Raw genomic sequence first — 21,930 nt, 5'->3', positions numbered from 1 at the left:
GGCCCGCCTCGACAAGTGCAGCGCGCAGCCACTGCGATAATGGTCCTGCTTCCAGGCCGATCGTGACGATCGGCAGCTCCAGATCGGCAAAAAGCTGCAACAGCGCTTCAGGCTCGCTCGCCACATTAGCCTCACGCACGATCTTGCCCGACCCATCCACGACGCAGATGCTGCTCTGTTCCAGCGACACATCAATTCCTGCATAATAGTCCATGGTTGTCCCTCGCTTGATGCTTGGGGCCGAGATCATCGGACCCCGTTTCAACATCATCACTCTGAGGGACAGCCACCTTCTTGGCTATGCGAGGAGTGCCGGCCCATTACGGCATCTAGTGCTGCACAGCGGTTGGCTTTTGTGACGGAATTCGAAGTTTTCCAGCGAAGGTGCGGTCAGCACATCGCGTACGAACATATAATTCCAAGGCGGATCAATACAAAGAAAAGCAGAGAGGAATTTGGTGCATGGTCGATCTATCTCGGGGAGAAAGCGAGAACGCAACATCCAAAGCTGGTGCACCGGATTGGAAATCTCACACTCTTTGCGGGGACCTTGAACATTGTCGCATCGAACAATGGGTTTGGCATGAAAAAGGAAGGGTACAAGGCATCTTCGATATTGCTCACAAAAGAGCTTGAACTGCCGTGGGGAAGCCATCCTGAGCGCGAGTGGGGATGGATCTCGTTGTACAACAGAGCAACAGAACACCCACGGGACTGAAGTTCGCGAGCTCTTATATCCGTGGCACCCCTGGTCGGGTCGGCTGATCCATATCCATCAAGTACTCGACAAGGGAATTGCCGTCTTCCGCTGCAGCCTTACCAGTGATGCCGCTGGCCGATGGCTGGAGATCCCGGTCTGGATGTTCGACCGAATTGCCAGTGCGCATTGGCGCACCATGCCGGTTCCGCATGTTGAATTCGCCAGCCTGCGTGCTTTGGCCAGGATACTCGAAGAGGCTGGCACCCCATCACAACGAGAGGAGATAGGCGCAGCATTGGACTCTCAGGAAGCGAGTCGGGGAGATGTCCATGCCACGTCAGTTCACGACATATCAGTTCGATCTGTTCTCGGGCCTACACAGCAGGAAGAGGCCGGCTATACCGCAATGGCAGGCGTTGCCGGAGGAGGCGCGCCAGACACTGACGGCGCTCATAGTGCGACTGCTCGTCGACCACGCAAACGGCGAGAGCTCCTCGCAGCAGAAGGAAGCCGGTGATGATTCATGAGAAAATCGGACCGCACCATCTGGAACGCAAGGCGATCCTGTATGTCCGGCAGTCCTCGGCCCATCAGGTTCTGCACAATCGCGAAAGCAGTGCTCTTCAATACGCCATGCGCGACCGCCTGACCGCACTTGGCTGGTCATGCATTGAGACGGTGGATGACGATCTTGGTCGCTCAGCGGCAGGCGGTGTAACCCGCGCCGGTTTCGACCGGATGGTCGCCGAGGTCTGCCTTGGCAAGGTGGGGGCGGTTGCGGCACGAGAAGTATCGCGCTTTGCCCGCAACAGCCGAGACTGGCAACAACTCATCGAGATGTGCCGTGTCGTTGATACCGTTCTAATCGACCAGGAAGCGGTCTATGCGCCGCGCCAGGGTAATGACCGCCTACTGCTGGGACTGAAGGGCAGCCTCAACGAATATGAACTCGATCTTCTGCGTCAGCGTTCCCTTTCCGCACGCTACGAGAAGGCCCGCCGTGGCGAGCTTGTCGTCGCTACCCCGGTCGGCTTCGTAAAGGCCGGTGACAGGATCGAGAAAGATCCCGATCGACGTGTTCAGGAAGCCATTACACTGGTCTTCAACAAGGTCGCCGAACTCGGAAGTGCAAGGCAGGCCCTGCTATGGTTCCTCGAACATGGGTTGGACCTGCCTGTCAGGCGTGCCAATGGCGATGTCGCCTGGCGCAGGCCAAACTATGCGACCGTCCACCGGATGATCGAGAACCCGATCTACGGCGGCGCTTATGCTTATGGTAAGAGTCGTTCTGTGCCAGGATACGGTGGCCGATCTGGAATTCGCCGCAAGTCGCGTGATGAATGGCTTGCGTTGATCCCGGATGCGCACGAAGGCTATGTCAGTTGGGAACGGGCGGAGGAGATCCGCAAGATGGTCAGCGACAATGTACCCGCGAGCCGCCATCATGGAGCGCCGAAGCATGGGGACGCACTGCTTGCCGGCCTTTTCCGCTGCAAAAGGTGCGGCCGGAAGCTGACGGTTCGTTACACAGGGACCAACCATAACATTCCGCGGTATTCCTGCTGGCGTGGTCTACTCGACAATGGCGAACCACGCTGCATCGCCTTCGGCGGCCTGCGGGTCGATGACGCGATCGAAGAGGCGCTACTCGGGGTGGTCGAACCGGGAGCCATTGCCGCCGCCGCCGAGGCGGAACGCAATATGACCAGCCAACGTGACCAGGTCCGCGACGCCCTCCAGCGCGATCTTCAGGCGGCACGCTATGCCGCCGACCGGGCATTCCGGCAATATGACGCGGCTGATCCTGAGAACCGGCTGGTGACGTCGGAACTTGAGGCGCGGTGGAACAAGACGCTCGCTCGCGTCGGCGAGATCGAGATTAAGATTGCCGGCCATGACGCTGCGACGCCTCAACCATCGCCGATGTCGACATCAGAGATGGCAGCCCTTGCGGGGAACCTTCGTGCCGTCTGGGCAGCGCCATCGACCGATGCCAGGCTCAAGAAACGCATCGTGCGCACGGTCATTCATGAAGTGATCGCCGACCTCGACGACGTAACCTCCGAGATCGTCCTCGCAATCCACTGGGTTGGCGGTGTCCATACGCAACTGCGCCTGCCGAGGAGGCATCGCGGCCAAAGAAACGCTACGCCCGACGACCTCATCGAGGCGGTAAGGCAGCTTGCCCTCATTGCCAATGATGATGTGATTGCCGGCATACTCAATCGCAATGGACTGTTAACAGGCAACGGCAATCGCTGGACCCGTGAACGCATCACGGCACTTAGATCATACCGCAAGATTCCGGTCTTCCGCCCGCAGCCAGATGGGATCGAGCCTTGGCTTAATCTGGGAAATGCGGCACGATTCCTCGGTATCGCCCCCAAGACGTTGAGGCTTGCCGCTGAGGCCGGCGAGATCGAGGGCGTTCATCCCTTGCCTGAAGGTCCGTGGATCTTCAGGCGGTCAAAACTCACCACCCAGCAAGCCCAGCAGATCGCTGATCGCGCCCGACAGAACCCCAGATACCCCGCGGGATCGCATCAAAATCAGAAAAACCTATTCCCTTCAACAACATAGAAAGATGGGCGTTATGAAACGGGATTGTAGTCTTCGATCCATCCGTCGATGAGCCGGCGCGCTGTTTCGCAACATCGCGTGGTTGCCCATGATGCGGTGAACCCGTTTGGCGTTGACGACAGGCTTATCGGCGGCTCGCCTTTCGCGATTGAGGAGCGCGGCGATCGCCGATAGCCATAGGTTGGCCTTTGATCCACCAGCCTGCGGATGATCGGCAGAAGCTCTGCATCCTTGGCCTTGCGATAGGGCCCGCGCGTCCTTGATCTACCTTTTCAACCGCTCAACGAGGTTCGAGCGGGAAACGCCCAGCGTGTCTGCCACGGTCTTCATCGGGAACCGTCCTTCGGCAACAAGATCGGCCGCGATATCCGTCTTTTTTGAGTTTGCTTTGGAAAGGGCTTCGCGGAGGATTTCCACCTCCATCGTCTTGCGGCCGAGCGTGCGCTCCAGCTCACGGTCGCGCTCTTCCAGCTTCTTCACTTCCGAATTGCCGACAACCGGCTCGTCAGAATCCACGGCTGCAGTACCTCCCTCGCTCAAGAGCCTGCGCCGCCGGTAGAGCAGATTGGGCGCGACGCCATGGCGGCGAGTGGTGGACGACACCGTCTCGCCTGGTTCGAAACTGCTCAATGATTGTCAGCTTCTGCTCGGTTGTCCACCGCCTGCGGCGAACATCGCCCGTCAGCAATTCAACGTGTCGATGCGCGTTAGACATAAGCCTATCCTCAAGCCCGTGCTTGACCTTTCTGCTTATGCCGACTGTCCGGTCGAAATGGGGGGCAGTTCATGCGTCTCCCAACTGGATACAATGTTTGATCAACCAGACTGGCTTCCCCTTTGAAGGTTGCTGAACAAATCGTCTCTGTGAGAAGCTGATTCGCTCAGGCTGCTGCGGGCACTCATCCGATGAATTTAAATCTGGATTGTGGAAGCGATTTCCCAATACGCTCGCGCACGTTTTGCAGGATTAGGCAAGTTTCTTGACAGCTTAGGCATTCTGATCGCTGTCTCCTCCGGATAGCTTGCCGGGGTGAGAGCAGTTGAAGCGTCACGTATCCGTCTTCTGACGCGTGATTGTCGCCTGCGATCTCAGCCCAAGGATTAGTCGTCACTTCGATCTTCCCCAATTCTACACTCTGGAAAGGACTTGCCGTGAAAAATGATTGGACCGTGAAAGACATGCCTTCGCAGCGAGGCCGAACTATTCTCGTGACTGGGACGGGGGGACTAGGGTTCGAAACCGGATTGGCCCTCGCAGGAGCAGACGGCGAAGTCATCCTTCTTGGACGCAACCCGGAGAAAGGTATGGAAGCAGTTCAGCGCATCCGCGCGGCGACACCGCGTGCTTCGGTACGCTTCGAACAGGCCGACCTCGCCAACCTAGCCTCGATCAAGGCTTGTGCAGAGCGATTGCACCAGCGATACGAGCGGATCGATACACTGATTAACAATGCGGGTGTCATGACGCCGCCGAGGCGAAAGACGACGAAGGATGGTTTTGAACTTCAGTTCGGAACGAATTTCCTCGGTCACTTCGCCTTAACGGCCCATCTTCTGCCAATGCTGGTTAAAGGACCATCGCCTCGCGTGGTCACGCTGTCGAGCATTGCCGCGCGTATTGGTGCCCGGATCAACTTCGATGATCTGCAGGCAGAGCATGACTACAAGCCGATGCCGGTTTACGCACAGTCAAAGCTCGCATGTCTCATGTTTGCCTTCGAACTTCAGCGCCGCAGTGACGCAGCGGGTTGGGCGCTTCGAAGCATCGCCGCACACCCTGGAGTTTCGCGAACAAACCTCTTGCACAACGAACCGGGTCGCCACAGTGTGCAAGGATTCCTGCGTTCCTTCTTGTGGTTTCTTTTTCAGCCAGCGGCACAAGGCGCGCTGCCTACACTGTATGCCGCGACTATGCCGGATGCCACTCCCGGCGGGTATTATGGCCCGCGCGGGTTTCAAGAATTGCGGGGCGCTCCGCATCGAGCCGCCGTGCCCGACGAAGCTCTGCGTCTCGAGGTCGCTCGGCGCCTCTGGGATGTCTCTGAGGAGATCACCGATGTGCGTTTCCCGGCCATGGAGAAACAGGATCGGATTCTCGAGGAAGGACAATTGATTCACTCCACAGAGATCTGAAAAGCAAAGTCTGATCGTGTCCCAGAAGGTGGTGTAGCAGGGTTGCGGTGGTCACCAGTGTTTTCCTGTAGGTCGGGTTGTTCAAGACCAACCTGATGGAAAGACCACCGATGACCGACGAGATGATGAACCTGCGCTCACTTGTTGAGAAGAGCGCCGACGCCGATTTGCTTCGGGAGATGATCGGCTTTGCCGCCGAGAAGTTGATGGCGCTGGAGGTCGGCACGAAGACCGGCGCGGGCTATGGCGAAAAGAATGGCTTTCGACTGGCCCAGCGTAACGGCTATCGCGACAGGGACTGGGAGACGTGGGCGGGCACCGTCGAGCTGCGTATTCCGAAGTTGCTCACGGGCAGCTATTTCCCGAGCTTTCTCGAACCGCGCCGCATGGCGGAGAAGGCTCTGACGGCGGTGATCCAGGGAGCCTACATTCAGGGTGTCTCGACCGGGTCCGTCGATGACCTCGTCAAGGCCATGGGTATGTCGGGCATCTCCAAGAGCCCGGTGTCCCGGCTCTGCGAGGAGATCGACGAGAAGGTGAAGGCCTTCCTCGACAGACCCATCGAAGGAGAATGGCCCATCTGGGGATCGATGTCACCTATCTCAAAGTGCGTCGCGGCGGTCGCACCGTTTCTGTCGCCGTCATCATCGCGGTGGGCGTCAACACCGATGGCCGGCACGAGCTGCTCGGCATGGAGATCGGCACATCCGAGGCGGAGGCGATCTGGACCGAGTTTTTCGAAAGCTGACCAGACGGGGCCTGCGCGGCGTCAAGCTCGTCGTCTCCGATGCGCACGAGGGGATCAAGGCCGCCGTGTCGAAGGTTCTCTCGGCCACCTGGCAGAGGTGCCGTCGTATCCACTTCATGCACAATGCCTTGGCCATGCTGAAAGAGCGGGCGGCGTGTCGTGTTCGCCTTCATCGCCACGGCCCTTGCCCAGGATACACCGGAGGCCGCAAGCGCACAGTGGCGCAATGCCGCCGACCAGATCAGGCCGAAGGTGCCGAAGCTCGTCACCCTTATGAACAGCGCAGAGCAGGACGTGCTCGCCTACATGACCTTTCCCAGGCAGCACTGGGCCAAGCTTCATTCGACCAACCCCGATCGAACGCCTCAACGGCGAGATCAAGCGCCGCACAGAGGTCGTCGGCATCTTCCCCAACGACGACGCCATCGTCAGGCTCGTCGGCACGCTGCTCCTCGAACAGAACGACGAGTGGGCCGTCCAACGGTCCCGCTACATGACACTTGAGACAATCGCCACGATGAGCGATGATCCCATAATGAAGGCCGCCTTCGAAAAGCTGAAGGCAAAGGGAAAGCCAGGAAAGGTCGCCCTCGTCGCAATCATGCGCAGGATGATCATCATACTCAACGCAAGAATGCGCGATCATAACGCGATCATCATTGACCGCTAACACCGTTGCTTTTTCTTTGGATGCTTGTTGTGGAGACAATTCTGAAGATACGTCGGCTTTCCCCTGTGCAGGGCAAGTCGATCGAGGCGGACTGCCGGGAGCTTGGCACATTGCGGAAAGTGGTGCGGAAGGTTCTGCGCAGGCGATGAGACTCCGTGACGGCGGAAGCCTATGTCCCGCTCTATTATGCACCGGGCGAAGCCTACCAGTTCGGCTGGAGCCACGAGATCGTCGTGCGGAACGGCGTGACGACAACGGTGAAGGGCGCATGTCCGGCTTTGCCATCGCCTATCTAGGTGGCTGTCTTCGATCGAATAACCCCAACCTTATCTGAATGAAGAATTCGGGTTTTTTTCGAACAGTCGAGCGGCGCCAAGATTATCGACGTCGGTATGAGCCGTGTGGCGACGCCTGGAAGAGCAAGGTAAGTTCAAGTCGGTAGGCAAACTCGCCTCTGTCCAATGCAGGCCGGTGGCCGACGCCATCTGGGCGGAATCATACCTGCCATCTTCGCGGGCAGGCGGGTCTGAGCTGCCGCTATCTGTGACACGTAGCCGCGTTGCTGTTCGCGCAAAAACCAACCTTTCATGGAACGCAAGGTTGGAGGGCTCAAGAAAACTTGCCTAATCCTGCAGATGATGCAAGGGTTGAGCGGTCGTTGAATCCTTGCTGTGCGTGTAAACTGCTGGAGTGCCAATTTGGACAGAGCCTTACTCAATGCCGTGTTGGCTTACATCGAAGAACAAGGGGGCGGTGAAGGGCTCTTTCCTACAGCGGTCGAAGGCTTGAACATTGTTCGCTCCTTCCAGTCGATGATGCCAATGAGGGACATCTACAGACCGTCATTGTGCGTCGTTCTGCAGGGAGGGAAGGAACTTTATCTTGGAGGGAACAGACTAAGCTATCGCGAAATGGAATGTCTTGTTGTCAGCGTTGGGTTTCCCGCGACTGGGCAGATAGTAGAGGCCGACGAGTTAAACCCCTATGTCGGTGTGACGATCGATTTCGACGTTGCCACACTGCGAGAGGTCCTCAGCCAGGTGGACACCCGCCCTACACCGGCGGAACACTCAAGCCCTTGTGCATTCGTTGCCAAGGTAGACACTCCTCTAGCCGACTGCATTCTTCGGATGGTGAGGTTGCTCGGAACTCCGAAGGCAATCCCTGTCCTGGCGCCCTTTATTGTGCGAGAAATCTGCTACTGGCTGATCAGCGGGCCCTATGGCGCGCAAATTTGCAAGCTGGCTGTGCCAGACTCGAACATTGAACGAGTTGTGCGGGCCGTCTCTATGCTGCATAGCAATTTTGCTGAAACACTGCGTATCGAGCAGTTGGCGGATCTCGCGCACATGAGCCCGTCATCGTTTCATCAGCATTTTAAGGCACTGACCCTGATGACGCCGCTGCAGTTCCAGAAGCAATTGCGCCTGCTTGAAGCGCGAAGGCTCATGGTGACGCAATCGGCAAATGTTGCCGAAGCGGCTTACAAGGTTGGCTACGAAAGTCCGTCTCAGTTTAGCCGAGAGTATTCCAGAACCTTCGGGATAGCTCCAAAGCAGGATGCCCTGAACCAGCAGCGCCTGTACAGCCAGTATGCCAGCCGGACGGTCATTGCATCATGACGCCTTCGCCCAGCGCTGCTACTCGCAGGGAAGCACGGATGGCAGCGAGGAAAACCTCAGCGTATTTAACCGACCTCTTTGAGGCAGGCTCCTGCCAATGACTCGCTTGTCGTAGGCGCAAGCGTAAAACGACAGGGGAGCGGGAAAAAGGTGGGGGTAAGAATCTTCGGGTAATCGAGGCCTTTTCGGAAGGGGCACTCGTTTGACAGCGCAATTGAGGATGAACGTCTGGGTCGAGCTTGTCGGGGTCGATGGCGTTTCGCAACGTCGGGAAATCGCAGTCGTCGAACGGATTGTCGATGGAGCGCGTCTCGACGACCTCGGCCTCTCCTTGGGGGAAGGAAAGGCGATACAGCGCCGTCTGCAGGAGGAGCTGACACAGTTTCAGACGGATCAAGCCGGCCAGCAGGATCGGAAATGTCACGACTGCAATCGCCTTCGCGGGGTTCATGACTATAGATCACGTACGATCCATTCACTCTTCGGCCTTTGTCGTGTGCGCGTGCCTCGGTTGCGCAGCTGCGCGTGCGGAAAGACGAAAAGATCGGCATCGGAAGCATCGAGACCCTGTTGCATGGCAGAGCAACGCCGGAATTGGAGCGAATTCAGGCCGAACTTGGCTCCCGGCTGTCGTTTCGAGAAGCTGCCCGTGTACTTGATCTCTTCGTGTCGGCCGCGCGACCACATAATCATCGGAGCGTCAGCAACCGGCTCGCCAAGGTCGCCGATCAGATCGAAAAATGGGACGTCGCAAGCCCCTATCGCATCAGCCGAGCCAGCGAATCCCCCGTTTCCGTTTTCATTGATGGCGCTTACATTCGCGCAGTTCCCGGATACCAAAGCCGGCATTTCGAGATCGCGATGGGACGCGTTGTTTCACAGGGGCGGCCACCGCGTCAGTTCGCGGCTGCGCCGAATGTGGCCACCGGCAAGCACGATGTCGTTCGTGCGGCGATGCGAACGCAAGGATGGCTGCCTGGCCGCGACGTTACTGTCTTCAGCGACGGCGAAATTGGGCTGCAAAGCATCGTGCTCAGCGCAACACGCCAGCCCGTAACGCATATTCTTGACTGGTTCCATCTGTCGATGCGGCTCCGGCACATCGAACAGGCCTGGGAAGGACTCAGACATGTCCACGATCTGAACATCTATCTTCGGGACGTCGCGGTTCATGTGCCGAGGCTTCGGCATCTCCTTTGGAGCGGATACGTCAGGGAGGCAACCAGAGCCGTGAAGCATATGCTCTCCCAGTTGGACCAGCACGGCTGGCTGCGACACACCAGCAACAAGCTCAAGCGCCTGCACGAACTGGTCAGAAATCTTCGCACCTATCTGGTCCAGAACAAGGCTTCGATTGTCGACTACTGCCGACGATATTGGTCAGGTCAGCCGATCTCGAGTTCTCCGGCCGAAAGTGCCGCCAACAGCCTCGTCAATGCCCGCATGAACAAGAAGCGTCAGATGCGCTGGTCTCCGATTGGCGCCCACCGGGTCCTTCAGGTCCGAGCCGCGGTTGCCGACGGCCGCCTCAAACAAGCCAAGCTTGCCCTTGCGGCTTGACCCCCACCTTTTTCCCGCTCCCAAAGAAACGGCCGCATTCTTACGTTTAAGGGTTCATCCTCAATTTCTGTGATTCAGCGGCAGCATTCTCGCCCTCATCAGTTCTGGGCCGGCGCGACCGTACATTGCTCGCTTCAGCATCTTGAGGCGGTTGATCTGCCCTTCGGCTTGACCGTTGCTCCAAGGGAGTTCGATCGCATTTTTGACGGCATCAATATCCCGGCGCAAAACGCTGGCGAAACGCATGATTGCCGTGAGTTCGGTATCAATGGCATCGTCGATCCATTCATCCAGTGCCTCCGAATTCCTGCTGCGCAAGATGCCGTTGAAGCGCATGGCCAAGCCACGCATTATGGCGAACGCTGTCGAGCCCTGCTTCAATGCATTGACCTTTCTGGCCTGACGATCTGTCAGCAGACCGCGCGGTTTTATGCACAAAGCTGCGGCCACCACAGACGAGATCACATGGCCGGTGTCAGGATCGCGGACGGGTTCTGAAACATCCACATTTGGAGGCGGTTCGCCGGGTTGGATGTTTTCGACTTCACGCCACACCTTCAACAGGCGCTCCAGATTGGAACGGCTGCCCGTGTAGCCGCGGTTCTTGATATCGTAAAACAGATGGCGCCCAATGCGGTTTCCATTCTTCCAGCATTCAGCCAGAAAAGTTTCAAAATACAATGGCGATGTCGGATTCAATGCTGCCCGGTTTCTGTCTCGAGGTGCGTTAGAAGTAAGCCAATTCGCGATGCTGCGGCGCTCGTATCCGGTCCGCCTTGCAATCTCGCTGTAGGTGAGGCCCTGCTGGCGCAAAGCTTGAAGCGTCTCAAATATTTCCTGACGGGATTGTCTGTGCGCCAAGCGGGCGCGGCGGTGTCGTGCCGTAGCGCTGGCGATAGCATCTTCGGAGAGAATGGGTCTCACATGGGCGTGGCCATAAACGCTCATCTGTTCCTTGATCGCCGCCCTGAGATTTTGGACCAGATGAAAACGGTCAGCCACCTGGCGGGCCTGCGGTGCGCCCTCCCGGGCTGCCTGGGCATACAGGCCACAGCGGTCTCGGCTAACAACCTCGATAGTCGGACGTTCTTGCAACCATGCTCTTGCGCTCTCAACGCTGCGGTCGTCCAAAACATCGACGACCGATTGGCGCTCAAGATCGACCATGATCGTGCCGTACCGTGAGGAATGCCGCCAGCTCCAATCATCAATGCCCACAACACGAATATTGTCTTTTTGCATGGACGCCGGATTATTGCGCTTCAATTGCCGCAAGATCGTGTCGTCGCTGACCGGCATGCCGAGCCGATGCATCAAGTGCTCTCCCGGGCGACCGCCCATCCTGTGGCCAATCAAGCCTACAATCTCAGCCATCCGTTCAGTTCGTCGCATGTAGGGTGAAGCAATCTCGGGCAACCTGTCGGTGAAGGTTCGTCGCCCGCATTTCCGGTGTCTACACTGCCACCGGTTCAGCGCGAGTTTGATTTTCACAACTTGACCCTGAACAGGCAAGTCCTGGAGGCGGCGGCTGTGCCAGCCGTGCCGATGCCGGCTTCGCGATCCGCAATCCGGGCAGATACCGACAGGTTTCGCAGCGGCCGAAACAACCCAGTTTTCTTCATCTAGAAGGGTGATACCCAGAACTTTGACCCCTGGACCGGGTGACCATTTCAATTGCGCTCGCATCCCCGCAGATAGCAGTCGTGGCGCTAACACTCTGTTAACCACAGAAATTGAGGAAGAACCCGTTTAAGTGCCAAACGACAGCCTCCGAGATCAAAACCCCTCCTTCGTGATACCGAGGCTCCGATCCGTTCTCGGCCGCGCAAGAAGCGCAATCCGGCCCAGCCGCAGCTCCCTTTCGATCCGATGCCTGACCGCGTCGAGCCCGCGCTGGCGCAATTGAAGGCCTATCCGCCAAAGGGAGACGAGTGGAGCTGGGAGCTGAAATGGGATGGCTATCGCCTCGCTATACACATCGAGCCGCAAGGTATCCGGATTCTCACCCGCGGCGGCCATGACTGGACGCACCGGTTTCCGGCGATCGTAGAGGCCGCCCGAGCGCTCGGGCCGGCGACGATGATCATCGATGGCGAGGCCGTTGTGCTCGACGAAGAGGGGGCGGCCGGATTTCGGGCTGTTGCAGCAATCGCTCGGCGCATCCGGCAAACAAGCCGGCAACCGCGCATCCGACGCCATCTTCTACGCCTTCGATCTCATCTATTTCGACGGACACGATCTGCGCGGTGTCGAATACCGATCGCGCCGGCATCTCCTCGATGACACGTTGAACGGAAAAGACGGTGCCATTCGGCTGTCGGAAACATTCGACACTGAACCAGCCGTCCTGCTTGAGCATGTCTGCCGCCTCGGCCTGGAAGGCATCGTCGGCAAACACCTCGATCGTCCCTATCGTTCCGGCCGAACCGGGGATTGGGTGAAAGTCAAATGCGTCCAGAGCGAGGCTTTCTTCGTCGTCGGCTATGAGAGGTCATCGGTGTCCCCCGGCGGCTTCGGGTCGTTGGTGCTGGCTGCCTATCGCGGAGCCGATCTCGTCCACGTCGGAAGCGTCGGCACGGGCTTCAGGCAAGCCGGGGCCATCAGGTTACGCAAGATGCTGGAGAAGCTGCGCTGGAAGCGAAAACGGCCGCCCCTGCCCTACTCCGGAAGCGCCGATATTGTCTGGGTCGAGCCGACCCTGATCGCCGAGATCGAGTTTCGCGCCTGGACGACGGACGGCAAACTTCGCCATCCATCCTATAAGGGATTGCGAGAACGCCAGGACAATGCCGACGTCTTCCGGCTCGACTAGCGAAATCACCCCCATACGCTAGATTGCCGTCATTCGATCTCGGCGGAGTAGATATCTGGCATGTGCAACCTTTATCGCATGGAAGACAAGGACTGGGTCGCGAAGTGAGCTCAGGACGCTGAAAGCCTGATCAACCTGATGCCGGCCTACCAGATGAACCCCGATCAGATGGGGCCGATCGTCCGCAACACCGCCGACGGGAAGAAGCAGCTGGTCCATGCGCGCTGGGGACTGCCCTCCCCGCGCTTTACGCTCGAAAAGGCGGCAAAAGCCAAGGCCGAGAAACTGGCAGCCAAAGGCAAGCCATTCGATCTCGAAGAACTGATCCGCATGGAGGCCGACCGCGGCACGACCAATGTGCGTAAGCTGAATTTCCCGCACTGGACACGGTGGTTCGGCGTCGAACATAGATGCCTTGTCCCGGTCACCAGCTTCGCCGAACCGGATCCGGCGAGCAAACAGGAAGGTGGCAACGTACCAAATGCCTGGTTTGCCCGCGATGAGGCAAAGTCGCTGATGTTCTTCGCCGGCATCCATGTGCCGCAATGGCAGAGTGTCCGGAAGGTCAGGGACGGTCTCACGACCGATGATCTCTATGGCTTTCTGACCACGGATCCCAACGATCTCGTGAAGCCGATCCATGAGAAGGCGATGCCAGTTCTGTTGTTGACCAAGGAAGAGACCGATAAGTGGATGCGGGCGCCTTGGGATGAGGCCAAGGATCTCGCCCGCCCGTTACCGGATGATGCGCTGATCATTTCGTCGCGCGAACCGTACGGATCCACGATCGTATCGACATCCGGAGAGCCGGTGGAACAAGCCCGTCTGCTTTGACGCCTAAACTCAAGCTTGATTGTATCGGAAAACGAAAAAGCCTGCCGCGGGAGGAGGTGCGGCAGGCTTTTCGAAAGAATTGAACAACGGCTCAAGAGGAGGAGTGCCGCTGTTCCGTCAGGCTTCCCTTGGGAGGAGGATTGGGTCGCCTGAAACACGAAGCTCTGCGGGAGGAGGTGCATCGCTTCGATGACTTCAAGATACCAGAGGCTGACCCGATCGCCAGCGTTCAGATCGCAGTGCAGCCATGCACTTGTTGCAATGCAATATGAATCCTGTGCTTATTTTTCGGCCATTATCGTCGAGACGCTGCTTTCTCCGTGCCGGGCTCGAAACCGAGAACGAATTCGATCACCTTGGCGGAGGACATTTCGCACGGCTTCAGTATCAACCTCGATCCGGCCAATCGATAGAGGTTGAAGCTGACGATATCTGTTCCGCTAAGCTCCTCGCCATAGAGCCAGATCCGTTTGCCATCCTGCGACCGCTTGACGGTCACGCCCCATGATCGACCACCAAAATTTCCGTCAACATAGCCATCCGGCAATCTGGCGAGCGCGTCCTCGAACGTCACTAGAACAGGTGGAGGTACTTTGCCGTCCGCCCTCATGGGGCCAGGCATTCGTCGCAGATCCCGCAACCATCGTCATCCATGCTCGACGCCGGACGTAACTTTCGACAACACGGACAGGTCGTTGCACCCGACGCACACGTCTCTTCGCGGTCCGGCGGAAGAATTTCAATGGAGAATTCCGACAGCGTATCGGCCGCCCTTCGATCCATGGCGATGCTCCAGTTCGGGGTTTATACAGAGATGGTACGCTTCGAAGGCTGCACAAGCCGTCAGATCACCGTCAGGACGATCCAATTCCAATAAAGTGCCACGATCAAGCGGCCTTCTTGACGATCGTCGCCCAACCTTGTTCATTTTTCCAATGTTCAAAGCCGCAAACGCTGTGCAGATCAGAGTTTCCATCGACGAGATCGAGCCGGACGTCTGGCGCCGTTTGGTCCTGCCTGCCCATTGGAACCTGGAGCACCTGCATCTCGGAGTTCAGGCCGCATTCAACTGGTGGAACTATCATCTCTATGAATTCCGCATCGGTGGTCTGCGGTATGGCGACGTCGAGACCCTGATGGAGGATGCGACCGATGAGGATCCTCGGGTCTTCGATCAGAGAGAGGTTCGCTTGTTGGACTTCGAGCAAGGTGCTGTCTTCAGCTACCACTATGATTTCGGGGATGGCTGGCGACACACCGTCGCGGTTGAGGAGTTCCTGACGCTCGCTTCTACGCCCAAACAAGGAAGCTGCATCGCCGGGGAAAGGGCGCGACCTCCCGAAGACGTTGGTGGCGTGTCCGGTTATGAGCGGTTCCTGGAGATCATCGCCGCTCGGGACGATCCCGAGTATCCCGAAACCATTCGGTGGTGCGGTGGACACTTTGATCCGGAATGGTTCGATCTGTCGATCGTGGACAAGGATCTCCGCAATGCTCTGCGTTCGAACGTCAAACGCCGCTTGTATCAACCCAAGCCGAAAGCCGTCCCGAAAAAATGAGTTGGGCGAGGGTTCCGGGTGGAACGCCTTGATGGGACGCCAACCTGCGACCATTGCCGTCAAGCGCCCATCCTATATGGTGGAAAAGCTGAAACTTTTGACGTGCTCAATGAATGCCCGCAGCTTCGGATGAACCTGAGAACGCTGCGGATAGTAGAGATAAACCCCAGAGCTGGTTCCAGTATACCGGTCGAGGACGATTTCGAGCTTGCCGCTCTTCAGCTTGTCGCGAACCGCCTCTTCAGGGCTGTAGACCAATCCCATTCCGTCAACAGCCGCCTCGATGGCCAAGAGCACGTCATTCAGGATCAGCGGGCCTTTCACCTGGACCTCGAACTCTTTCCCGTTGCTCTCGAATTCCCAACGGTCATAAACGCGGCTGCCAGCTCCGGCGCAAACGCACGGATGCGCCAAAAGGTCCTTGGGATGCTTGGGGCGCCCATGCTGTGCAAAGTATGATGGCGCACCTGCAACAACCCAGCGAACCGGGCCGAAGAGCTTGAGCGCCACGACGTCTTTCGCAAGAATGTCCGACACCCGGATCCCCGCATCGAACCCGCGCTCGAAAATGTTGGTCGCAGCGTTTTCGAAGAAGATCTCCACCGTCACGTCGGGATATTGCTCCAAGAAGCTCGCGACGACGGGCTTGAGAAAATTCGGATAGACGGTCTGCGGAACATTTAAACGGAGGCGCCCTGCTGGCTTGTCGGCCGCGCTTCCCGCGTCATTCATCGCAGACAGGATCGCGTCAAGCGCCGGTCCTGCCTGTTGAAGAAACTTCTCGCCCGCCTCGGTAAGGCTTGTCGCTCGCGTCGTTCTGGTGAGCAGGGTGACGCCCAGGCGCCTCTCCAACTGCCGGATCATCTTGCTGATTGCAGGTGGCGAGATCCTGAGCGCTTCGGCGGCCGCCGTGAAATTGCGCTTCTCGGCGACGAGCGCGAACGCCACGAGCCCATCGAGCTGGTCCTTGTCCATTATGAACCCCTGGTTAATGTCGCATCAACCGGAATGCCATTTTTTGAAAGTGTGGGCCACTGTAATCTCCACCCAGTCAGCAAGTCCAGCGGCACAGGCCACTGTGTTTCGCAGACTTGTTCCAACCGATTGGAGACGCAGCATCATGACAAATAATAGAGACGATGAGATCGAAAGCGGCGGCCCCGAGATGCCGGGCCGTCGTAAACTATTCGCCGCGGGGCTGGGCATCGCTGCAGCATCACTGCTGCCCCTTTCCGCCTCGAGAGCTCAGACGGCAACACCGGGAACTGCGACCACGGGTTCAAGCACGAGCAGTGCGCAACGGCGCATGCTCGGCTCGCTGGAGGTTTCGGCTCTCGGGATGGGCTGCCAGAACTTCGCCGGGATGTATGGTCCTCCGACCAACAGGCAGGAGGCGGTCCGAATTATCCGGGCAGCTCATGACCGCGGCGTAACCTTCTTCGACGTCGCTGAAGTCTATGGACCCTTCCTGGGCGAGGAGATCGTTGGTGAAGCGCTTTCGCCGATCCGCGACCGAGTAATTATCGCAACCAAGTTCGGATTCGAGATTACGCCCGACGGCCAGGTCCGGGGCGTCAACAGCCGCCCGGACAATATCAAGCGGGTGACCGAGCAACAGCTTCGCCGCTTGAAGACCGACTACATCGATCTTCAGTACCAGCATCGCGTCGATCCCACCGTGCCCATCGAGGACGTAGCCGGGGCGGTGCAGCAGTTGATCCGCGAAGGCAAAGTTCGCCATCTCGGTCTCTCCGCTGCAGGGGAAGCGACCATTCGCCGGGCCCACAAAGTGCAGCCGGTCACGGCGGTGCAGAATGAATACTCCGTCTGGACCCGTGATCCGGAGCTGGAAGTTCTTGCGACCTGCGAGGATCTGGGCATCGGGTTCGTCCCATGGAGCCCGCTCGGCATGGGCTATCTGACCGGAACCGTTACGCCGTTGACGGTGCATGGTCCTGCCGATCTGAGGGCAAACCTGCCGCGTTTCACCACCGAGGCCCGCCGCTCCAACTGGCCAGTGGTCGAACTGCTGCAGCGCATAGGCGCCCGTCATCAAGCGACGTCCGGGCAGGTAGCCCTGGCGTGGCTGCTCGCCCGCAAGCCATGGATCGTGCCGATCCCGGGTCCCACGACGCAGGACCAGATGGATCAGAACATGGACGCGCTGCAGGCCCAACTGACCGCCGACGACATGATGCAAATCGGGGACGGCTTTGCCCAGATCAGGGGGCGGGGCGCGGGGTTGAGCCCGCCGATGCTCGCAATGATCGATATCGGCGCCAAGCTTGGAACGAGCTCCAAGGGCGGGAGCGGCATGTCGCCCGTTCGGTAGCAAGCCCCTGGGAGCCGGCGGGCTACATGTCCCACCGGTTCCCGTGGCGGCTCCTGTACCGGAAGCCGCGACCTGTCGGACCCGGCCCCGGATCAGAACTCGCCAGACAGAGCAACAACCAAAAGGAAACTGTCATGACTAGCACCAACCGAGTTGCGGTGATCACCGGTGCATCCTCCGGGATCGGAGAGGCACTCGCACGCGAGCTCGTCGCAGAGGGATACCGCGTTGCGCTTCTGGCGCGCCGCCTTGAGCGCATCGCAGACCTTGCAGATGAATTCGGCAACGCGGCCCTTGCGATTAGGGCTGACGTGACGGACCGGGAGTCCATCGTTGCAGCGGCCGCGCGCGTCCAACACGAACTTGGCGGCGCCGATGTCCTGGTCAACAACGCAGGCGTCATGCTGACGGCGCCGTTCGCATCCGAAGCACGATCCGAGCACCGCCAGATGGTCGAAACCAACCTTCTGGGCGCCATGACCGTGACCGAGGTGTTCCTCGATCAGCTCCGCGCCAAGAGGGGCGACCTGGTGAACATTTCTTCCGTCGCAGGACGTGTCGCCCCGGTCGGGTTTGCTGCCTATTCGGCAACCAAGTGGGGGATCAACGGCTGGTCGGAGGCGCTTCGCGTCGAGCTCCAGCCCCACATCCGCGTGATGGTCATCGAGCCTGGCGCGGTGGCAACGGAACTGTCCGACCACATCACCCACGATGAGAGCAAGAGGGCCGCTCAGGACTATCGCGACAACGTGGCGATGCCGGCGAAGGACATTGCCGAGGTGATTGCCTTCGCGCTCAGCCGCCCCAAGCGGATCACCCTCAATGAGATCCTGGTGCGTCCGACCGTTCAGGCGATGTGAGGGCACCTCAGCAGACTTCCGCCCCCCGTCAGCCGCACAAGCAGCCGCTGACGAGATGACAATAATCAAAAGGAAATACGAGATGACTGACAATGTGTGGTTTATCACCGGCGCAGGACGTGGCCTGGGGCTGAACATCGCCAAGGCGGCACTGGCAGCAGGTCATAAAGTGGTCGCCACAGGCCGCAACCCGGAAAAGGTGGCGAATGCAGTCGGCGTCTCCGACAACCTGGCTGTCGTGAAGCTCGACGTTACCAGTGCAGCGGACGCCGAAGCTGCCGCACAGGCGACGCTTGGGCGGTTCGGACGCATCGACGTTCTGGTCAATAACGCGGCGAGCTTCTACGCGGGGTACTTCGAAGAGCTGTCTCCCGAACAAATGCAGCTGCAGCTCAGCACCAGCCTTGCTGGTCCGATGAACGTGACTCGGGCCTTCCTTCCAGCCATGCGCAAGCAGCGTTCCGGCCGCATCGTCTCGATCTCCTCGACGGCGGGCCTGATGGGTTTCGAGTTCTGCACGGCCTACTCGGCTTCCAAGTTTGGCCTCGACGGCTGGATGGAAGCGCTGCAGACCGAAGTCGGTCCGTTCGGCATCGAGACGATGATCGTCAATCCGGGCTTTTTCCGCACGGAGCTCCTCACCGAGCAGTCGACCAACTACGCGGAAAACTCCATCGAGGACTATCACGAGCGGCGGGCGGCGCAGATCGTGTTCTGGAGGTCCCAGAACGGCAAGCAGGGCGGCGACCCCGCCAAGCTTGCACGTGCCCTCATCACACTAGCCGACCAGGACAAACTTCCACGACGGTTCCTGGCTGGTAGTGACGCCATCCAGGTGGCCGAGCAGAAGATCGCACTCCTGCAGCAGCAGATCGAAGCTTACCGCGAATTGTCGGACTCCCTGGCAATCGATGAGAACGGCAACTCGTGAACTCGTTTAGGCCCGGAGCAGTGCCGACACGTTCGGTGCTGCTGGGATCTCGGCAGCCGGACCAACCCAGCAAGCATTTTCCATCGTCCCATTCTCTCAACCGAAGGAGACCAGAATGAACAAGTTTCTTATCACTGCCATTACCGCCCTCACGCTGACCGTGAGCTCGGTCGCCTTTGCTCAGGATACCGCCAAAGCCCCGACCCGCGCCTACATGATCGGCAACTATGACATCCGCGACGAGGCGGGCTTTCAGAAATATATCGAGGCTGCCGCACCGCTTGTCCGTCAGTACGGCGGTCGCGTGATTGTTTATAATCCGGGGGCCAAGCCTATTGTCGAAGGCGAACCCAGGTCGGTGATTGCAATCGCCGAATTCCCCAGCCTCGCTGAGGCCGAACGCTACTACAATTCGCCGGAATACATCGCCGCCCGGAAATTCTTCACGGATTCGACCGAGGGTTGGCGCATCATCACCGAAGGCGCTGATCTTCCACAGCAATGACACCGCCATTGCGACGTCGTAGAGCATCTGCTCTGCGACGCTTCGGAACCACGGTGCTGTCGGAATTACCATGGGTCTGCCGATCGTTCGCCCCCGTTAGTAGGCCTCTTTCTCTCACGCCTTGAACGGAATCGAACGGTCGGCCATATCCTAATTTCATTGAAAAATGTATTGTTTTCAAATGAGGCCTCAGCATCTGAGGAGAACGCGGGAACGGGATCGTAACCATCCACACTCGAATCTGCCCTTTTCTGCGAGATAGGCATTCACTCGTGATACCCTAAGGACGCAACTGCATCGGCCCTAAGGGTCCCGAGACCAACTTTGTTCATAGTGCTGTCAAACCGCCGGCGGTAGTCCGAATAAGAACCCCTCGGTCGAAATATCCGGTCCCCGCCAAAGCTCGCTAAAAGAACTTCAAGATCCCGCAGTATCTCAGCATCTATGATAGTCTCGTCCTTGTTCTTAACGAGTGTCAAAACAGCGTTTGATTTGGCGAATTCAGCCAAACTCAAAGCAGAGAAGACGGGGATGCCCGTCTCAGCCGATCTCGAGATCAATATGGTGCGAACGCACCAGGCGATGCGCTTATTGACCAGAGCACCGCTGCCTATACTCATGCCGTGCTCAACAAGAAACCAGCCGAGGTCGGTAGCACGCTGAATCTCGTCCCCATAGGACTGCCGAAAACTGAACTCTGATCTGAGTATGTTGAGCTGGCCAACGGGATCGTAAATTGGAATCGACTCCCGGACAATATGGCAGACGAAAAGGTCCCCGTTTTGAGCGCGACTTCGAAGGTCTTCAAACGAGTAAAATGAAGTCGAGAGATGTCCGTTCATCACATGTCTTGGAGCGTCTTCTTGCGTGATGAGAAGTAGGTCCGTGTCTGAACGCGAATCTTGGTCGCCTCTTGCATGACTACCAAACAGAAGCATTGCTGTGGCCGTCATGATGGTCGTTGACCGGTACGGAAGAAATCCAAATTCATTTGGAGGGGTTCACTTTTCTCAGTGCTTCGACAGACATTTTGCGCGCGACATCTCTGGCCTGCAAAACGTCATCGACGTTTTGAAGAATGAGCTGCTGCTTTTCCGGTTTTAGGGCGCCTACTGGCACGTCGAGGTTATGTTCGTTGATAAGGTAAAATGCGGCGCTGAGCCGGCTTGTTAGGACAAGTTGACCTTCTGTCATCTCGTATTCAGCCGCTACCGCGTCCTGCTTTGCTTGGTCGAGTGCTGGATTTGGAATGAGAATTAGATCGATTGTGTGGTGCCATTCGAGATCGAGCTTTGGGTCGACCGTGCAGGACAGAGGCAGTCCCGTGCGCTTGATGCGGTTCAGACTGTAGTCTCGAAAATCGTTGTGGTCTTTGGACCACGCACGCACGTACCAACTTCCGCCGGCATATAGGAACGAATGCGGCGCTATTATCCGCGCGCCGCCAGCCGTCCCAGTCAAAGACTCATATTCAATTTCTATCTCGGCATTCTGCTTTATCGCATCGAGCACTCGAAGCAGATGGTCTGGCCTAGTTGCGCGACGTCGCAGCGAGCCAACAACTTCGACCGGCGGCGTCTCATCAAACCATGTGTCGTCCTTACTCATCCAACCACGCTCCATCGCCATCAGCTGGAGCAAAAAGCGATCTGAAAATTGGCCAATGAAAACTGGTTCGTACTCCGCCGTTCTAACGTAGGTTTTCCTGGTTTTATCGTATTCGAGATTTTTGGCCGCCCGCTCTTGATAGTGAGAGATGTCGGATGACGCCTGTTGCGCAGAAATTCGAAAGAAATCCACAAGGTCCTTGCGGTTAAAAAACCCATCCCAAAACAAACGAAAATCAATAAATTCCAGCCTTTTAACTACACCCCAGCGTAGCTCGCGATCACCATCTTCCGACATTGACGCCTCCCATTTCCCGATTCGTTCATAAAAAACGCATCGCATTACTTGATTCGTTATCGCTTCGTGCCTACCTTTTATGGAGGCACACGAGTCTCGCGTCAATGTACCGGGGATAGCATCGAGACAACGATTGGAAAGAGTTGCTCGTCTGTCACGCATCATTCCTGAATTCATCA

At 58.0% G+C, this 21,930-nt stretch carries 18 protein-coding genes and 6 pseudogenes; 17 read left to right on the top strand and 7 right to left on the bottom strand.

Features of this window, described 5'->3' with window-relative positions:
* Positions 1 to 214: pseudogene (locus AC244_RS37770) on the bottom strand (IS110 family transposase); the annotation flags it as partial.
* 141 nt (positions 215 to 355) lie between these two features.
* Between AC244_RS37770 and AC244_RS39015 the strand changes: the two are divergent.
* The 3 genes from AC244_RS39015 (at position 356) to AC244_RS32135 (ending at position 3,280) form a co-directional block, all read left to right on the top strand.
* Positions 356 to 718: an HNH endonuclease family protein gene (locus AC244_RS39015; protein WP_202596146.1), complete on the top strand. Its 363-nt coding sequence runs from the start codon at positions 356 to 358 to the stop codon at positions 716 to 718.
* Positions 719 to 1,029: 311 nt separating this feature from the next.
* On the top strand, positions 1,030 to 1,227 hold the full coding sequence (locus AC244_RS32140) for a hypothetical protein (protein WP_028004722.1): 198 nt from the start codon (positions 1,030 to 1,032) through the stop codon (positions 1,225 to 1,227).
* On the top strand, positions 1,217 to 3,280 hold the full coding sequence (locus AC244_RS32135; RefSeq protein ID WP_053252887.1) for a recombinase family protein: 2,064 nt from the start codon (positions 1,217 to 1,219) through the stop codon (positions 3,278 to 3,280). The genes AC244_RS32140 and AC244_RS32135 overlap by 11 nt, the downstream gene beginning before the upstream one ends.
* Positions 3,281 to 3,367: 87 nt before the next feature.
* Here the strand turns inward: AC244_RS32135 and AC244_RS36955 are convergent.
* Positions 3,368 to 3,995: pseudogene (locus AC244_RS36955) on the bottom strand (transposase); the annotation flags it as partial.
* A gap of 437 nt (positions 3,996 to 4,432) precedes the next feature.
* On the opposite strand from AC244_RS36955, the gene AC244_RS32125 reads away from it, so the two are divergent.
* The 6 genes and pseudogenes from AC244_RS32125 to AC244_RS32105 all read left to right on the top strand — a co-directional run bounded on the left by AC244_RS32125 (position 4,433) and on the right by AC244_RS32105 (position 10,013).
* A complete protein-coding gene (locus AC244_RS32125; protein ID WP_152976200.1) occupies positions 4,433 to 5,413 on the top strand; it encodes an oxidoreductase in 981 nt (326 codons plus the stop codon).
* Between the two features lie 110 nt (positions 5,414 to 5,523).
* A pseudogene (locus AC244_RS32120) lies at positions 5,524 to 6,693 on the top strand (IS256 family transposase); the annotation flags it as partial.
* Positions 6,694 to 6,717: 24 nt separating this feature from the next.
* A pseudogene (locus AC244_RS39010) lies at positions 6,718 to 6,831 on the top strand (IS110 family transposase); the annotation flags it as partial.
* A 155-nt stretch (positions 6,832 to 6,986) separates the two neighbouring features.
* Positions 6,987 to 7,127, top strand: coding sequence for a hypothetical protein (locus tag AC244_RS39005; protein ID WP_414735983.1), 141 nt, complete (start codon positions 6,987 to 6,989; stop codon positions 7,125 to 7,127).
* A 402-nt stretch (positions 7,128 to 7,529) separates the two neighbouring features.
* Positions 7,530 to 8,453, top strand: a complete 924-nt coding sequence (locus AC244_RS32115) for an AraC family transcriptional regulator (RefSeq protein WP_053252885.1) — start codon at positions 7,530 to 7,532, stop codon at positions 8,451 to 8,453.
* Positions 8,454 to 8,673: 220 nt separating this feature from the next.
* Positions 8,674 to 10,013: pseudogene (locus AC244_RS32105) on the top strand (ISKra4 family transposase).
* A 60-nt stretch (positions 10,014 to 10,073) separates the two neighbouring features.
* Here AC244_RS32105 and AC244_RS32100 read toward each other — a convergent pair.
* Positions 10,074 to 11,699, bottom strand: coding sequence for an ISL3 family transposase (locus AC244_RS32100; protein WP_152976202.1), 1,626 nt, complete (start codon positions 11,697 to 11,699; stop codon positions 10,074 to 10,076).
* Positions 11,700 to 11,882: 183 nt separating this feature from the next.
* Here AC244_RS32100 and AC244_RS39000 point away from each other — a divergent pair.
* The 3 genes and pseudogenes from AC244_RS39000 to AC244_RS32090 form a co-directional block, all read left to right on the top strand.
* A pseudogene (locus AC244_RS39000) lies at positions 11,883 to 12,402 on the top strand (ATP-dependent DNA ligase); the annotation flags it as partial.
* 48 nt (positions 12,403 to 12,450) lie between these two features.
* Positions 12,451 to 12,825: a hypothetical protein gene (locus AC244_RS38995; RefSeq protein ID WP_414735982.1), complete on the top strand. Its 375-nt coding sequence runs from the start codon at positions 12,451 to 12,453 to the stop codon at positions 12,823 to 12,825.
* Positions 12,826 to 12,963: 138 nt separating this feature from the next.
* The gene (locus AC244_RS32090) at positions 12,964 to 13,659 is read left to right on the top strand and encodes an SOS response-associated peptidase family protein (protein WP_234717094.1); all 696 of its coding nucleotides are present in this window, start codon (positions 12,964 to 12,966) and stop codon (positions 13,657 to 13,659) included.
* A gap of 295 nt (positions 13,660 to 13,954) precedes the next feature.
* Here the strand turns inward: AC244_RS32090 and AC244_RS32085 are convergent, their stop codons facing one another.
* Entirely contained in the window at positions 13,955 to 14,281 is a 327-nt protein-coding gene (locus AC244_RS32085; RefSeq protein ID WP_053252881.1) for a hypothetical protein, read from the bottom strand.
* 313 nt (positions 14,282 to 14,594) lie between these two features.
* On the opposite strand from AC244_RS32085, the gene AC244_RS32080 reads away from it, so the two are divergent.
* Positions 14,595 to 15,218 carry a plasmid pRiA4b ORF-3 family protein gene (locus tag AC244_RS32080; protein WP_053252880.1) on the top strand — a complete coding sequence of 208 codons (624 nt, stop codon included), beginning with the start codon at positions 14,595 to 14,597 and terminating at the stop codon, positions 15,216 to 15,218.
* 72 nt (positions 15,219 to 15,290) lie between these two features.
* Here the strand turns inward: AC244_RS32080 and AC244_RS32075 are convergent, their stop codons facing one another.
* Positions 15,291 to 16,193 carry a LysR family transcriptional regulator gene (locus AC244_RS32075; RefSeq protein ID WP_053252879.1) on the bottom strand — a complete coding sequence of 301 codons (903 nt, stop codon included), beginning with the start codon at positions 16,191 to 16,193 and terminating at the stop codon, positions 15,291 to 15,293.
* Between the two features lie 145 nt (positions 16,194 to 16,338).
* On the opposite strand from AC244_RS32075, the gene AC244_RS32070 reads away from it, so the two are divergent.
* The 4 genes from AC244_RS32070 to AC244_RS32055 all read left to right on the top strand — a co-directional run bounded on the left by AC244_RS32070 (position 16,339) and on the right by AC244_RS32055 (position 19,846).
* A complete protein-coding gene (locus AC244_RS32070) occupies positions 16,339 to 17,550 on the top strand; it encodes an aldo/keto reductase (RefSeq protein WP_082367299.1) in 1,212 nt (403 codons plus the stop codon).
* 134 nt (positions 17,551 to 17,684) lie between these two features.
* Positions 17,685 to 18,410: an SDR family oxidoreductase gene (locus tag AC244_RS32065; protein ID WP_053252878.1), complete on the top strand. Its 726-nt coding sequence runs from the start codon at positions 17,685 to 17,687 to the stop codon at positions 18,408 to 18,410.
* 82 nt (positions 18,411 to 18,492) lie between these two features.
* The gene (locus tag AC244_RS32060; protein ID WP_053252877.1) at positions 18,493 to 19,341 is read left to right on the top strand and encodes an SDR family oxidoreductase; all 849 of its coding nucleotides are present in this window, start codon (positions 18,493 to 18,495) and stop codon (positions 19,339 to 19,341) included.
* 115 nt (positions 19,342 to 19,456) lie between these two features.
* Positions 19,457 to 19,846 carry a DUF1330 domain-containing protein gene (locus AC244_RS32055; RefSeq protein WP_053252876.1) on the top strand — a complete coding sequence of 130 codons (390 nt, stop codon included), beginning with the start codon at positions 19,457 to 19,459 and terminating at the stop codon, positions 19,844 to 19,846.
* Positions 19,847 to 20,112: 266 nt separating this feature from the next.
* Here AC244_RS32055 and AC244_RS32050 read toward each other — a convergent pair whose 3' ends face one another.
* Positions 20,113 to 20,784 carry a nucleotidyltransferase domain-containing protein gene (locus AC244_RS32050; RefSeq protein WP_268750797.1) on the bottom strand — a complete coding sequence of 224 codons (672 nt, stop codon included), beginning with the start codon at positions 20,782 to 20,784 and terminating at the stop codon, positions 20,113 to 20,115.
* A gap of 49 nt (positions 20,785 to 20,833) precedes the next feature.
* Positions 20,834 to 21,751: a WYL domain-containing protein gene (locus AC244_RS32045; RefSeq protein ID WP_053252874.1), complete on the bottom strand. Its 918-nt coding sequence runs from the start codon at positions 21,749 to 21,751 to the stop codon at positions 20,834 to 20,836.
* Between the last annotated feature and the right edge of the window lie 179 nt (positions 21,752 to 21,930).

This window comes from Ensifer adhaerens (assembly GCF_001270265.1).
GTDB classification, from domain to species: Bacteria; Pseudomonadota; Alphaproteobacteria; order Rhizobiales; family Rhizobiaceae; genus Ensifer; species Ensifer adhaerens_B.
This window is presented reverse-complemented; position numbering and strand designations above follow the sequence as displayed.